This window comes from Lysinibacillus sp. RC46 (genome assembly GCF_041262385.1).
Classification (GTDB): domain Bacteria; phylum Bacillota; class Bacilli; order Bacillales_A; family Planococcaceae; genus Lysinibacillus.
Genome location: NZ_JBGCCF010000041.1, coordinates 29,548 through 44,337 on the forward strand (window position 1 = coordinate 29,548; position 14,790 = coordinate 44,337).

The 14,790-nt window shown below is 37.1% G+C and carries 10 protein-coding genes and 1 riboswitch; of the genes, 4 read left to right on the top strand and 6 right to left on the bottom strand.

The annotated features are described in order from the left end of the window. Positions 1-36: 36 nt before the first annotated feature. The 6 genes from metH to ABH966_RS24300 all read right to left on the bottom strand — a co-directional run bounded on the left by metH (position 37) and on the right by ABH966_RS24300 (position 11,491). Positions 37-3,468, bottom strand: coding sequence for a methionine synthase (gene metH / locus ABH966_RS24275; RefSeq protein WP_370082974.1), 3,432 nt, complete (start codon positions 3,466-3,468; stop codon positions 37-39). Further along, positions 3,461-5,308, bottom strand: coding sequence for a bifunctional homocysteine S-methyltransferase/methylenetetrahydrofolate reductase (locus ABH966_RS24280; protein ID WP_370082976.1), 1,848 nt, complete (start codon positions 5,306-5,308; stop codon positions 3,461-3,463). The genes metH and ABH966_RS24280 overlap by 8 nt, the downstream gene beginning before the upstream one ends. Positions 5,309-5,400: 92 nt before the next feature. After that, positions 5,401-5,499, bottom strand: a riboswitch (SAM riboswitch). A 125-nt stretch (positions 5,500-5,624) separates the two neighbouring features. After that, a complete protein-coding gene (locus tag ABH966_RS24285; RefSeq protein ID WP_370082978.1) occupies positions 5,625-7,013 on the bottom strand; it encodes a protoporphyrinogen oxidase in 1,389 nt (462 codons plus the stop codon). Between the two features lie 272 nt (positions 7,014-7,285). Then, positions 7,286-8,575, bottom strand: coding sequence for a protoglobin domain-containing protein (locus ABH966_RS24290; protein ID WP_370082980.1), 1,290 nt, complete (start codon positions 8,573-8,575; stop codon positions 7,286-7,288). 556 nt (positions 8,576-9,131) lie between these two features. Next, complete coding sequence (locus tag ABH966_RS24295; protein ID WP_370082982.1) at positions 9,132-10,418, bottom strand: SEL1-like repeat protein; 1,287 nt, start codon at positions 10,416-10,418, stop codon at positions 9,132-9,134. A gap of 59 nt (positions 10,419-10,477) precedes the next feature. Continuing rightward, positions 10,478-11,491: a YdcF family protein gene (locus ABH966_RS24300; protein WP_370082984.1), complete on the bottom strand. Its 1,014-nt coding sequence runs from the start codon at positions 11,489-11,491 to the stop codon at positions 10,478-10,480. Between the two features lie 297 nt (positions 11,492-11,788). On the opposite strand from ABH966_RS24300, the gene ABH966_RS24305 reads away from it, so the two are divergent. The 4 genes from ABH966_RS24305 to ABH966_RS24320 form a co-directional block, all read left to right on the top strand. After that, the gene (locus ABH966_RS24305) at positions 11,789-12,253 is read left to right on the top strand and encodes a hypothetical protein (protein ID WP_370082986.1); all 465 of its coding nucleotides are present in this window, start codon (positions 11,789-11,791) and stop codon (positions 12,251-12,253) included. After that, the gene (locus ABH966_RS24310) at positions 12,241-12,528 is read left to right on the top strand and encodes a DUF2653 family protein (RefSeq protein ID WP_370082988.1); all 288 of its coding nucleotides are present in this window, start codon (positions 12,241-12,243) and stop codon (positions 12,526-12,528) included. Before ABH966_RS24305 ends, ABH966_RS24310 begins: the two co-directional genes overlap by 13 nt. Positions 12,529-13,246: 718 nt before the next feature. Further along, positions 13,247-13,468, top strand: a complete 222-nt coding sequence (locus ABH966_RS24315; RefSeq protein ID WP_370082989.1) for a hypothetical protein — start codon at positions 13,247-13,249, stop codon at positions 13,466-13,468. A 214-nt stretch (positions 13,469-13,682) separates the two neighbouring features. Continuing rightward, the coding region (locus ABH966_RS24320; RefSeq protein WP_370082991.1) for a hypothetical protein at positions 13,683-14,790 on the top strand (1,108 nt) is incomplete at its 3' end.

Sequence of the window (14,790 nt, forward strand, 5' to 3'; positions counted from 1 at the left end):
CCTCATTACATAAAGTTATACCACTTTTTTCTAGCATTACACATTAAAATATCGAGCATCTGGATGTGCAAAGACAATTGCTGAAACAGAAGCTTCCGGCTCCATCATAAAGCCTTCCGTTAAGTGAACACCAATGTCCTCTGGTTTTAATAAGCCAAACAATTTCTCTTGATCCTCCAAGTTCGGACATGCTGGATAGCCGAATGAGAAGCGCTGTCCTTGATATTTTGCCGCGAAACGATCACGCATTGTAAAATCTGTTGCATCTGGGAAGCCCCATTGATCACGAATTTCTTGGTGCATACGCTCTGCAAAGCCTTCCGCAAGCTCAAGGGCTGTAGATTGTAATGCATGACTTTCAAGGAATTTCCCTTCCTCTTTTAGCTGACGAGCCTTCGTCATAACCCCTTGGCCAGCTGTTACCACCATTAAGGCAATATAGTCCATTTCACCGCTTTCAACTGTTTTCAGGAAATCTGCAAGACATAAAAACGGTTCAACTTGTTGACGTGGGAAGGTAAATCGTTCAATTTCTGTTTTGCTATCTGCTGGATCATAAACGACTACATCATCCCCATCGGCTTGTGCAGGGAAAAACTGATACATACCTGATGGTTTCAATAGGTCCCTTTGTAAATAATCGTCGACTAACTCTTTTAACTCCGTTGCTCTTGCATCGCCAGCATCAAGTAATTGCTGTACTTGACCTTTTAAGCCTAGGTGATGTCCTAGTAATGTCCGCATATTAACATATGGATATAAATGCGAAACAGCATATCCTCTCTTTACATGGCGTCGCACATCTGCTGGTAGAAAGACAGACGATTCCTTTATTGTACGTACAGGCTTTACTGTTACTTCTTTTGTAGGGCGAGCCGCTCTTTTTTCGTCTGCCTCTAAGCGTTTTTCACGAGATTCCTTAATTTCAGCTAAGAAATCTGCACGTGTATCTGTCCCCATTAGCCGATTTGCCTGCTCTAATCCTTGCATCGCATCCTTTGAATAAATGACAGGTCCATTATATTCGCCAGCAATTTTTGTTTCAGTAAAGCGACGGGATAATGCCGCTCCCCCTACTAAAATAGGTACGTCAATTCCCGCTTCTTTAAAATCCTGAGCTGTAATAACCATTTGCTGTGCTGATTTTACAAGTAAGCCTGAAAGCCCGATGAAATCTGGCTTCTCCTTGCGAATCGCTTCTATTAATTGGGAAGGTGTTACTTTGATACCCAGATCAATGACCTTAAAGCCATTATTACTTAAAATAATATCGACAAGGTTTTTCCCAATATCATGCACATCGCCTTTTACAGTTGCAAGAACCATCTTCCCCTTGCCAGCACTCTCTTCATCTTTCTCCATAAATTGCTCTAAATGTGCTACTGCTGCTTTCATAACCCCTGCTGATTGTAATACCTCTGCTACGATGAGCTGATTATCGTTAAATAAGCGGCCAACCTCTGCCATTCCATCCATTAAAGGTCCATTAATAATAGCAAGCGGCGTTTCGAAAATTTCACGAGCAGCCTCTAAATCCTCAATAAGCCCTTCCTTTGTACCTTCTAAAATATAGTAAGCTAAGCGACCTTCTACTGTTTTAGGGATATCTTCCTCTGTTTTTTCCTTCTTTTTATCGCGATAGAAATCCGTGAAGACGGCTAATGTCTCATCATTTGTATGAAAGAGTAAATCATTTGCTAGCTTAATCTCTGCCTCAGGAATAGATGCATAACGTTCTAGCTTCTCCGTATTCACAATTGCATAATCTAAACCAGCCTGTGTACAGTGATATAAATACACGGCATTCAATACTTCACGACCTACTGGTGGTAATCCGAATGAAATATTACTTACACCAAGCACCGTTAATGTACGTGGCATTTTCTCCTTAATAAGGCGAATTCCTTCTACTGTTTCAAGCGCCGAGCCAATATACTGCTCATCTCCTGTACCTACTGGGAACATTAATGGGTCAAAAATAATATCTTCAGGAGCAATACCCCATTTTTCTGTTAACAATTTATAGGAACGTTCAGCAATCTCTAGCTTGCGATGTCGATCAACCGCCATGCCTTGCTCATCAATTGTCCCCACTACTAAAGAGGCCCCATATTTTTTCACTAGCGGTAAAACTGCGTCAAAACGCTCCTCACCATCCTCTAAGTTAATAGAATTAATGATAGCTTTCCCTTGAGAAAACTTAAGTGCTTCCTCAATTACTTTTTCATCTGTCGAGTCAATCACAAGAGGTACTTTTACTTTTTTTACAACCTCCTGCATAAAGCCACGAATATCCGCTAGTTCATCGCGGTCAGGATTTGCTAAACAAATATCGATAACATGTGCTCCATTTTTCACCTGAGCACGCGCGATTTCTGCCGCTTCCTCAAACTTCCCATCAATAATTAAATTTTTAAACTTACGAGAGCCGATGACATTTGTCCGTTCTCCAATAAATAATGGACGCATAGAGTCGTCATACACCAATGGCTCTATCCCTGATACTACATGACCATGGGTTGCATCTGGTAATTGGCGAGGCTTTTCGTCCTTTAGCACCTCTCGGATAGCCGCAATATGTGCTGGCGTTGTACCGCAGCAACCTCCGACAATATTTAGCCAGCCCTTTTCTGCAAAGCCTTTTAGCTTTTGTGACAATGAATCAGGTGACTCATGATAGCAGCCTTCCTCATCTGGTAAGCCCGCATTCGGGTAACAGCTAATATAGCCTGTTGAAAGCTCTGCTAATGAACGAATATGATCAGTCATAAACTCTGGTCCAGTCGCACAGTTTAAACCAACTGATAATGGTTTAATATGCTCGATGGAAATGTAAAAAGCATCAATTGTTTGACCAGCCAGTGTCGTTCCCATCGGTTCAATTGTTCCCGATATCATCACAGGTAGCTCTTTTCCCGTTGCTTCAAAGGCACGAGATACCCCCAATGTTCCTGCCTTAACATTTAGCATATCCTGACTAGTTTCTAGCAACAGAACGTCCGCCCCGGCTTCGATTAATGCCTTTGCCTGAACATAGAAGTTTTCCTCTAACTCATCAAATGTAATACCACCTGTAACCGATAAGGTTTTTGTAGTTGGTCCCATAGCCCCCGCTACAAAACGTGGCCAGTCGGATGTTGAAAACTCATCCACTACTTTGCGTGCAATTTCTACAGCGCGTTTATTAATCTCTTCCGCTTTCGCACCAAGATCATATTCATTTAATACAAGTGGAGTACTTCCAAATGTATTTGTACAAATAATATCTGCTCCAGCCTCTAAATATTTTCCATGAATTTTTTCAAGCACATCTGGTCTAGTTAGCACGAGATTTTCATTACAGCCATCATATTCCTCGCCGCCAAAATCCTCTGCTGATAAATTTTCATTTTGTAGCATTGTTCCCATTGCGCCATCAAGAATTAATATTCGTTTCTCTAGTTGCTCTTCAATCATGTGCTTAGCCATTTATACTTACCCCTTTTTTCTGTTCATCCAATTGCTCAATAAATTTCATTAATTCTAGCGTCATATCATAGCGTAAAAATGGTGTGATGAGGTAAATACCATTGAAATATTCCGCTGCTACTTCTACTAATTCTTTAGCAATTGCAATTCCTTCTAGTGTTGCGCGTTCCTTATCATCGCCACAAGCCCTCATACGTGCTAATGCATCATCAGATAGTTTGATGCCTGGCACTTCATGATGTAAGAACTCCGCACTTTTATAGCTCGTTACTGGCATAATGCCTATATAAATTGGTGTTTCTAAATGCTTTGTCGCCTCGTAAATTCCCACGATTTTTTCCTTTGTATAAACAGGCTGTGAAATAAAATAATCTGCCCCATGTTCAATTTTCTTTTCTAATCGAGAGACAGCGCGATCTAGTACACGTACATTAGGATTAAATGCAGCCGCTACAGAGAAATTTGCCTTTTTACGAAGCGGTTTCCCTGAGAACGATACACCTTCATTTAATTGTTTTATTAATTGGATCAGCTCCATTGAAGATACGTCATAAACGCTAGTTGCTCCTGGGAAATCGCCTACCTTTGTCGGATCTCCAGTAACTGCTAAAATATCATGAATCCCTAGTGCATTTAATCCCATTAAATGTGATTGAAGACCAATTAAATTACGATCTCGGCATGTTATATGGGTTAACGGGCGTACCCCGTGTGTTTCTTTCAGTAAGGCACCCATTGCGACATTACTAATCCTTGGAGAAGCAAGAGAGTTATCGGCCATCATGACTACATCTGCGCCCGCCTCATATATTTTTTTTGCACCTTCAATAAAGCCTTCAATTTCTAAATGTCTTGGCGTATCTAACTCCACAATAACCGAGCGTTCACGTTTTACTTTTTCATGTAATGGCTCATAATTTGCTGGCTCTGCCTCACGGACAACCTCTACTTTTTCTGGTTTTGCATACTTTTCCTCGACCGGGGATAGCTCCTCTAAGTACTTTTTCACTGCAGCAATATGCTTTGGTGTCGTTCCACAACAGCCACCAATTAAACGTACCCCCTGATCACGAAGCGCTACAGCTGCTCGACCAAAATAATCTGCCTCCGACTCATAAACGACACGCCCATCCTCCAAATCAAGAAGAGAGGCGTTCGGATACGCTGACATAAATGCCTTCTCAGGAAGCTCTACTCCTTCAAATGCTTGTATAGTATGGTGAGGGCCTAAGCGACAGTTAACTCCTACGATATCTGCACCTAACGCTTCAAGTTTATATAAGGCGTTATTTAAGCTCATTCCATTTTGCAAAATTCCGGGTTCGTGCATAGAAACTTGAGCGATAATCGGTAATTTCGTTTTAGCTCGCAGCATTGTTAAAGTCGCCGTTAGCTCTTCAAAGTCATAATAAGTTTCAAGTAAAAGACCATCTGGATTTCCTGCCAGTAAAACTGTTGCCTGCTCATCAACGGTTGCTAAAATTTCTTCTAACGTTGCGTCACTTTTACGAATACCACGGATTCCTCCAATTGTACCTAAAACAAATTGTCCACCATCTGCCGCTGCTCGTTTTGCAATCGTTATAGCAGCTTCATTAAACTGCTGTACACGAGATTCTAACCCATAGCGGGCTAATTTTATGGCATTAGCTCCGTAAGTATTCGTCTGAATAATATCAGCACCAGCTGCAATATATTCTCTATGAATCTTTTCAATTAATTCAGGTCTCTGTACATTCATTTCCTCATGACAGTACTCCAAGCCGTAGCCGTATAAAACTGTACCAATTGCACCATCTGCTGTTAGAACTTGCGTTTTTAACCTTTCAAGCAATTCCATAAAACTAACCTCTCTTCCCTAATCTTTAAAATAAAAAAAAGCCTTCTTTCATAAAAAAAGAAGGCTTTTACGTCATTTCGTAATTGTTTTCCTTCTCATCTTCGACACACGGTCTTCTGGATTTAGCACCTGACATTAAGTTGGTTGCTGAAGCTTCATAGGGCCAGTCCCTCTGCTTCTCTTGATAAGAATTTAGTATGAATTTTTTAAATAATTAAAAGAATCATATCGTTTACGAACGATTGAGTCAAGACTATTTCACTGAACAAAGGATAATTTTTACGAAATTTATAATATTTTGATTTATATCAAACAATTACGATAGTTTTTCTACAAGTTCTTCACCAATTTTTTTACCGTTTTGAATACATGCACCTATGCCTACTCCAAAATATGAGCATCCCGCTATTGATAAATTTGGATAGTTTTTCTCGAGCTCTTGTAAGAGACCTTGCAACGCTTCACGATGTGCCAAGTCGTACTTCGGCATCTGGTCGATCCATTTTGTCACGTCAACAACAGTTGGTTTTTCCTCAATCCCCAAGCTTTTTCTTACATCCTCAAGAGCAACTGCTGCTAACTCTTCATCTGTCATCATACGCAATCTCTCATACTCAGGGTTAATGCTCTTATAAAAAAGTCGTACAAGTAATTTCCCTTCTGCAGAGGTATGTTTCCACTTGCGGCTTGTCCACGTTGCTGCATTACAAATAACATCCGAATTATGTGACACAATATAGCCTGTTCCATCTGCTGGCAATCTATTATCGGGAACATCAAATCCTAAATAAATCGTAATGGCGGATGCAGTATTAAATTGTTTAAAATAGCCGTTCAACGATTCATCCTGTAATAAGCTTTGTACCGCTTCATTTGGCAGTGCCAATACAACATGATTTGCTTCAATCATTTTACCGTTTGCTAACGTAACAGAGTATAGATTCTCCTGCTTTTTAACACTAGTAGTGGCAATCCCTTTTATAATTTCTACATCCGTTAATGTTTCTTCAAGTCGATCAATTAGTGACGATAAACCATTTTTAAATGAAATAAATTTTTTGTTGGAGGCTTTCACAAATTGTTTCCTGTTTGCATCAAAACCTTTAATAATACTACCGTAATCGTTTTTGTAATCGATTAAATACGGTAAAGTCGAAGCAATTGAAAGTTGATTTAAATCTCCAGAATATACACCTGCAAGTACCGGCGCTATTTGGTTTTGAACAAGCTCCTCACCTAAATAATACGTTAAAAATTCCCCAATCGAGCTTTCTTTTGTAAACCTTTCATTCGGCATTGTTAAATCCTTTAACGCTTCTTTTTTACCTTCCTCAGATACAAGCGTGCTTTCCTCGAGAGATTGTAGGCTCATAGGAATACCGAACGTTGAGTCTGCTGGGATAGCATGTAGCTCATTATTTGTGTAAATATACGAAATACCTGTTTCGTTGTACACAAGATTTTGTTCAAAGTTTAGTTCCTCTACTAACTCCATGACACCTTTATGACGCGCTACAATAGAATCTGCTCCAGTTTCCATGATGAAGCCTTGTTCATATGCAGAGTGAAGCTTGCCACCAAGGTATGTATTTTTTTCAACAAGTACAAGTTTTACATCTAAGTTTTTCTCCTGAACTTGGCGTTGTAAATAATGCATCGTACACAATCCCGTAATTCCGCCACCTAATACAACAACTGTTTTCATATTAACCGCCCCTATTTTTAGTTCTTTATTTAGTATAAACTTTTTTTATCAAAAATTACGTTAAACCCTTTACAAATTTAGCAAAAATGGAGCTATCCAGCACATTGGACAGCTCCATTTTTTTATATTCAAATAGCATATATTCGCTAGAGGCTTTTATCTCCATAACGGAAATTATATATAAACAATTAATATAGTGTTATTTGTGCCTTAAAGTGTGTAGAGCCTTAATAGGAAACAACAATTTTCTTTACCTTTTGCTTTTCTCTTCATTAATTTAAATTTTGTGCAAAGCTAGCTAGTTTTCCAGCTGAGTTTTTCACTTCATTAAAGGCAATACCTAATTCACTTAGTACGTCTACTATTGCTTGTACTTCTTTTTCCATCTGACCATTCTGGTCTTTAGCCTCGGTCATTGCTTCTAATATGTTAGTAAATTGTCCTTCCGTTTGAACCATATTTCCCTCACCAGACGCTACCTCTTCTTGAATATTACTAAGCGACTGAACAAGTTTATCTGTCCGCTCATTCGTTTTATGTAGTAACGTCGCTACCGATGTGACAGATTCCTTTGTTTGAATCGATAGTTTTCTCACTTCATCTGCAACAACACTAAAGCCTTTGCCCGCTTCTCCAGCACGAGCCGCTTCTATTGCCGCATTTAAAGCCAACAAGTTCGTTTGATTAGCAATATTTGTCACAACGTTCATAATCGATTCCATTTCCTTTGACATATCTGTCAACTGTGCAATATTTTCCGCTATATCATCAAGCGAATAAATAATATTACTCATATTTTGCGATTGACTCTTTAATCGTTCACGACCTTCTAATGCCTGACTCTCAGCCAAAGTCGACACTTGAAGTGATTTTTTCGCTAGTTGTTTAATTTCCTCTGATTGTCCACTTAAGCGATGAAATGAATTGTTCGTTTCATGAGATATTGTGGCAAGACCTTCCGAAGACTCTACGATTTCTTGCTCTATCGCTTCTTTTCTACGTTCCATTTTTTCATGAATTTGCTCAATTGTGTGCTCAAACGCCTCTAAAACCAATTGTTGCTCAAAATTAGAAATTTTTGAGATGGCTCGAATTGTATTAAGCTGATCCACTGGATGATTAACATGTTCTTCAACCAAGTCAATAAATGACGCTGTTAAATCTTGGAACGCACAAATATACCATTGTGTTTTAAGCCCAATATGGACATGCACTTTAGCAATTTTTATTCGTCTTTGATAAAATTCATCATCAATCGTACCATTAAACATTTCAATAATATGACGTCGTAATGTAATTTTCAGCTTCTCCACTGAACTATGTTTATTAATAATATCTACTAAACTACGTTCAGTTCCAATCATTTCATAAAATCGATTAACAATATTATCAATACTGCCTTCTACAAAAGGTTGAAAGGCTTTTAAATATTGTAAATCCCTCTTTGTCAATTTGAGCAAATCAATTTGCTTTTTTATTGAATGGCAATTCGCTAAATCCATTTTTACAATGTATTGCTTTAAATCTAACGCCGTTGTCTTTCTCTGTTTTTGAAAGATCACACATTTACCCTCTTTCATGCTGTGTACTTTTGAAAAGCTGAGAAAAATTTAATTTCGTCTACCAAAAATATAAAAGATTAGGAAGATTTCATCCCCAACTTTTAGTGATAAGCCATCACATCACTTATGACGCTGATTCCTGCTACGGGCTACAATCAGCTAAAAATTGCAATCTTATTACTAGCTATTGCTTCTAACTACTCTTTCAAAATCACTCATATACATTATACATTTTATAAATAGCTGTCAATTTTCGGGTATACATTTTTTTCCTTAAATTATATAAAAAGTCCCTGTTATCTAACCTATTATCTAAAGCAGTAAAAAAGCTACCACAATACTTTTGGGTAGCCAATTTACATCATCTCTATTTTTTTATCCTTATTTTTTCCTTGTTTTAGTTTGAAATAATTACCGATTTGTTATATTAATATTTTTACAATCAGCCATTTGTAGTGATATACACCTACAAAACACCCTTAAATAAGAACCTAAGACCTGTATACAAAATGTTGATAATCAAATCTAAATACCTATTATTTTTTAATAAAAATACTTACTTTCCTTTCAATTCTTGCAGTAAAATTGCAGCCTCCTCACTTCCTGCTTCTGCTGCAAGTCCATACCACTTTATAGCCTCTTTAATATTTCTAGCTATTCCTTCTCCTTTATTGTAAATGTGCCCTAATTGTAATTTAGCTTCCGAATCTCCTTGAAGAGCAGCCTGTTTAAACCAATGAATACCCTTTTCAATATTGCGTATACCTGTTAACCCTTGGCTCCAAATGAAGCCTAAATCATAAAAGGTATCGACATGATATTGCTCTGCAGCTTTTTCATACCAATATAATCCACGGTTCACATCTTTCGTTTGCCCTAACCGTCCCTCTAAATAGATTCCTCCAAGCCTGTATTGCGCTTCAACATAGCCTGCTTCAGCAGATCCTCTATAGTAGCTACATGCTTGCTCCTCATTTTTGTCGATTCCTAATCCCTGCTCGTAAATAATTCCGAGGGTAAACATAGCCTCTGCCACACCTTGTTGTGCAGCGAAGTCGAACCACTTCTTCGCAAGTACCAAATTTTCTGGTACTCCCTCACCGTTAAAATACATATCTGCTAAATTATTCGCAGCATCTGGATGCCCTTGATTTGCTGCAGCCTCATACAATATAAAAGCTCTATTATAGTCTTCTTGAACACCTAGACCTTCAAAATAAAAATTACCAAGTGCATACTGTGCATCGGCATTTCCTTGTGACGCTGCTAACTCAAACCACTTTATTGACTTTTCTGGTCGGAAATATTCGCCGTCAACTGCACTATAATATTCTCCAAGCTGAAATTGTGCATCAGCATCCTGTTCCTCAATGGCATCTTTGTATAAGTCAATGATTTCCTCATGATCTAGATCTTCTTCTTCAAACGCCTCAACCTGTTCATTTTGGTGAATAAAATACCATTCCAATATATCAAGTACATCATCTACAACTTCGTTGCAATTGGATAACCTCTCCAGTGAAGAAATTTGCCAAATAAAAATATAGATAGGGAGTGGAATTGCATCACGCAGTAAATCATCATATTCAGCTAAAAGCGTTAGCACATTCTCCTGTACTGACTTCGTCTGTTCTGGATGTATAATTTGTAAGTGTCGTTGTTGATTCTTTTTCAACAGTCCTTGCACAACTTGATATAGTATTTTGTGCAAGGTTGCTAATTGTACTTGTTCGACTGTTATTAAATTTATGTTTTGCGCAAACCATGTATCTTGTGTTTGCGTGAGCTTTTGCAGAGATACAATTCGCTCTTTATTTTTTTTTGCTAAAAATTGCCCATACATTCATTTCCCCCCTTGCACGCTATCTTGCCACTATTATATGGAAGACAGTTCTAAATTGGTTACACATATGCTCTCAAGATTAATCCAATGAACAATGTAATAAACAAAAATACAGTGACATTCATCCATTTATACATTTCTAATAATCCGATAAATTCGCGAGTAAATGCATTAGGTACATAATAAAAGGCAGTCTTCGAACCAACACCTTGTGCATCAAGCTTCGCCTTTTTTGCATAAATACTTGCACGAAAAACATGAAAATTATTCGTTACGAATATGGATCGATATTTCTTTCCTTGAGCATGCTTATCCATAATTTTTTTAGAGAATGCCATATTTTGTTCAGTATTTATAGATTGATCTTCCATTAATACTTTTTTAGCTGGTATTTGATGTTCGTCAACTATATATTTTTTCATGGCATATGCTTCTGATACTTTTTCATCATGCCCCTGCCCACCTGAGACGATAATGGTAGGTCGTTCTCCATATTTTTGAAATTGCTTTACTGCCTCATCTAAACGGCTAGCTAAAAGTGGTGGCACTTTATCTCCAATTAGTCCTGATCCTAGCGCAATAATATAGTTAGGCTCATACAGGATCGGCGTAAAATGATATAGAGTCGCGTAGGCCATTATGCTTGTATATAAAAACATTGTATAGCCAAAAACCAAAAACGCATAGAAGAAAAGAATTTGCCAAATTTCATGTTCGATATTCATAAAAATTACAAATACATACCAAATCATCATAATAAAAAAGCTCAAGCCAAAAACAGCTAACAATAGATTACGGACTTTACGGCCTTCTTTTTCAAGTAAAACTTTACTATTAAAAAACGTAGCGATCGATAAAATAAACATCATACTCGGGAAACTTCCTAGTATAATAACTATACCCATCTTCGACACAATCCCCTGCTCATTCGGGAGAAATATAGGATGACTAATTATTGTACTTAAAATATACACTCCTAAAAGGCCAAGAACTACTGCATTGAGAAAACGTCTTTTTTCCGTTATATATAATAGTAAAAAAATCGAAATTAATAGTAATAATGTTGAAATCATCGTCTCACTCCTTTCTTTTTATATACAATTTTTAATGCTATCCTTATAACGCTGTATTGGTTTCCATTCCGACTGGGCTCAGCGCCCAACCTCCACTGCAATCAACAATATACAGCATACATTATAAGTAGTGCATGTCTAAAATTTGGTGATGAGCACTGACACTTCTTGTTCAAATTTGTTGATATCCCTAAATTGATCGAAGCGTTTATTTTATTTATCGAGAAAGTTCATGTAAAATTACTATTAAGAACTAGTTTAGACAAAACTAAAAATTATATTGGAGGAATACAAGTAATGAAAAAAATCCTTGCCGCTCTTTTTGCAGCGACACTTATGTTTGCATCTGTAGGTGCAACATTGTTCATCTCAGATACACCAACTGCAGAAGCTAAATCCTATAAGTCCGGTAAAAAAGGCTTCTCAAACAATAATAATAATAATAATAGCTCAAATTTCCAAAAATCTCAGGATAAATCTAAAGATCAAAATAATACAACAACAAATAAAAGCACAAACAAAACGGATTCAACAGCTAAGAAAGGCGGCTTCTTCTCAGGCGGCCTTATGAAAGGCTTAATGCTTGGTGGCTTAGCTGGTTTATTATTCGGAAGTCTTTTCAGTGGTATGGGTATGCTTGGTAATATTTTAGGCTTATTAATTAACGTTGCAGCCATCATGGTTATCATAATGCTAGTTGTAAAAATCGTTAATATGTTTAAAGATAAAAAACGTAAAGAGGAAGCACAATGGCACAAATAATTAATGAGCAAGATATTATAAATGCAATTTGCTTATCTCAGGCCTACTATAAAAACATTCGCCCTGAGGATGTACTTGTAGAACTAACATACGATGATGACACAGGCTTCGGTGCAGAAGTTGAAACTAATGGTCAAATCGAGATATTCGATACAGCAGCAATGATTGGCGCACTACGTGTATGGATTAAAGATGTCCTACATGGTGATCCATTTTCAACAGGCATCGAACTCGTTCTGGACGATGAGGAAGGTATTATTGCTAGACTATCGTAAATAAGTAAAGAATGAGGCTGGGACATAACTAGCTTCAAACAGTCAAATTGAGTGCGCTCAATTAATATGGTACCTGTAGTTAGGACACTTGAAAAAGAGTGTTTTATCTACAGGTATTTTTTATATACTTGGAATTCAAGATACAGGGATAAGTTGACAATATTAGTACGATAACATTTTCAACAAAAGAGATAAAAATACTTCAAAAGAATCCTAATGTACAACGTGTTAGCGAAAGAGCTATTACCTATACCTATACTGACGCCTTTAAAAATGAATTTATGGATGAGTATATGGCTGGTAAACTCCCTCTTCAATCAGTGTATAAAAAATCTGCTTTCTTTATGTCGAAATTTGCTTAGCGTATGTTTTTCGCTTTTTGTTGGTAGGACCCCCGATTATCAATGAATTCCTGAGTTCAGAGGAAATTCAAAGTAAAATTGATGGACAACGATCTAAAATTATCATTAGAGGCAGAGATAAACAAAAAATAAATTAGATTGTGTTATGTGTTAATTTTGAAGATGATTTAAAAAAAGCCTGTTTATTGCAAAATAAAAGTGCAGACTTGTGCAACGTATTTGTACAAAGTCTCGCACTTTTTTAATGCAAAAAAAAGACTTGCCTGCCACCCCAAGTCCCTCTACTGTAAGGGTGTCGAATCTTCAACAGTGGAGGAATGAAAGGATTCTAGCAATGTCTGAAGCCAATTGTATCAATGCCATCTGAAAATCAGGAATGCTTTTTAAGTGGCATAAAGCTGCTCTTTAAACAAGCTGAGGGTGTGCCACCTGTCATTAAAGACTTGAATGATTTAACAGAACAACTCGCGAATAAGATGGTAGAAGACCGAAACAGAATTCACTATCGAAGAAACAAACCAATTGAAGATCTTTTGGCAGCACGAGAAACAACAGCTATTAAAGTTACCAGGAAATGATTATCCCGTGTTTAAACAACTACCTATAAATACAATGAGAGTTTAAATTAGACAAACATTTGATTCATGTACCAAAAGCGAGGAATTATCACAGAATTGAGCTTCAGGAAGCCCACTTCTTCAAAGGTGGGAGGAATGAAGTGCTTTTTTCTTTATAGAACATATGTTTATATTGTATATTGTGAATAATCAAAAAATAAAGGAGTGACGGGTAATGACGAAAGGGAAGAAAGATTGTTTTATTATAGAACTCAAGTTACTTATAGATAAATGGCAAAAGGATATTCTATTAAAACGTTTTGAAATTTCCCGTACACTCTATAATACAACTTTGTCTTATGCAGTAAAACAATATACTTTAATGCAAGAATCAAAACACTATCGAAAACAATTACGTTGCTACCAAAAAGCGAAAAAATCGAATGATTCAAAAGAGTTGAAGCAGACTGCAAAAGAATTAGATAACATTCGTAAATCTTTTGGATTAAGTGAATATCAACTGCATGCGTATATTAAAAAGCATCAACATAACTATAAAAAACATATAGATAGCAATACTTCTCAGAAAATCGCCTCTACTGTCTGGAGAGCGGTTCAAGATGTTCTATTTAAAGGGAGCAAAGCACACTTTAAACGTTACGGAATGCTTCATTCTGTAGAAGGGAAATCTAATAAAGCAGGCATTCGATTTAAAGAGAATATTGTCTATTGGAATGGATTAACCCTTCCTGTTCGTATTCGCAAACAAGATTTATTTGTAGAAGAATCCCTTGCTCTTCATACCATTAAATATTGTCGTCTAGTCAAAAAAGTGATTCGTGGAAAACATACTTTTTACGTACAACTAGTGATGGATGGGATTCCTCCTGCAAAGAGAATTCCATCTACAGGAGCCTTTCGGCATTCCTATCAAAAACAAAAACGAGTAGGTATTGACATTGGTCCTTCTACCATTGCGGTTGTTTCAGAAGAAACAGTTTTCATGCAACAACTTGCTCCAGAAGTACTCTTATTGGAGAAACAAAAAAGACGTTTATTACGCAAGTTAGATAGAAGTCGTAGAAGTACCAATCCTAACAATTTCAAAAAGGATGGTACTATAAAACATGCCGTCAAACTCCGTTGGACATATAGTAAAAACTATCAAAAAACAAAAAAACAAATAAAAGAAATATATAGAAAGAAAGCTTGCTACATCAAAGAAAAACATGGTGCGTTAGCAAATAAAATCTTGTCTCTTGGCGATGAGGTGTACATCGAAACCATGCATTTTAAAGGATTGGCAAAACGTACAAAAGAAACCAAAACAAATATACAGGGCA

What these genes read in the sequence shown, in the direction of transcription:
- metH (WP_370082974.1), bottom strand. Translation starts at nt 3,468, where the DNA reads ATGGCTAAGCACATGATTGAAGAGCAACTAGAGAAACGAATATTAATT.
- ABH966_RS24280 (WP_370082976.1), bottom strand. Translation starts at nt 5,308, where the DNA reads ATGGAATTGCTTGAAAGGTTAAAAACGCAAGTTCTAACAGCAGATGGT.
- ABH966_RS24285 (WP_370082978.1), bottom strand. Translation starts at nt 7,013, where the DNA reads ATGAAAACAGTTGTTGTATTAGGTGGCGGAATTACGGGATTGTGTACG.
- ABH966_RS24295 (WP_370082982.1), bottom strand. Translation starts at nt 10,418, where the DNA reads ATGTATGGGCAATTTTTAGCAAAAAAAAATAAAGAGCGAATTGTATCT.
- ABH966_RS24300 (WP_370082984.1), bottom strand. Translation starts at nt 11,491, where the DNA reads ATGATTTCAACATTATTACTATTAATTTCGATTTTTTTACTATTATAT.
- ABH966_RS24305 (WP_370082986.1), top strand. Translation starts at nt 11,789, where the DNA reads ATGAAAAAAATCCTTGCCGCTCTTTTTGCAGCGACACTTATGTTTGCA.
- ABH966_RS24310 (WP_370082988.1), top strand. Translation starts at nt 12,241, where the DNA reads ATGGCACAAATAATTAATGAGCAAGATATTATAAATGCAATTTGCTTA.
- ABH966_RS24315 (WP_370082989.1), top strand. Translation starts at nt 13,247, where the DNA reads ATGCCATCTGAAAATCAGGAATGCTTTTTAAGTGGCATAAAGCTGCTC.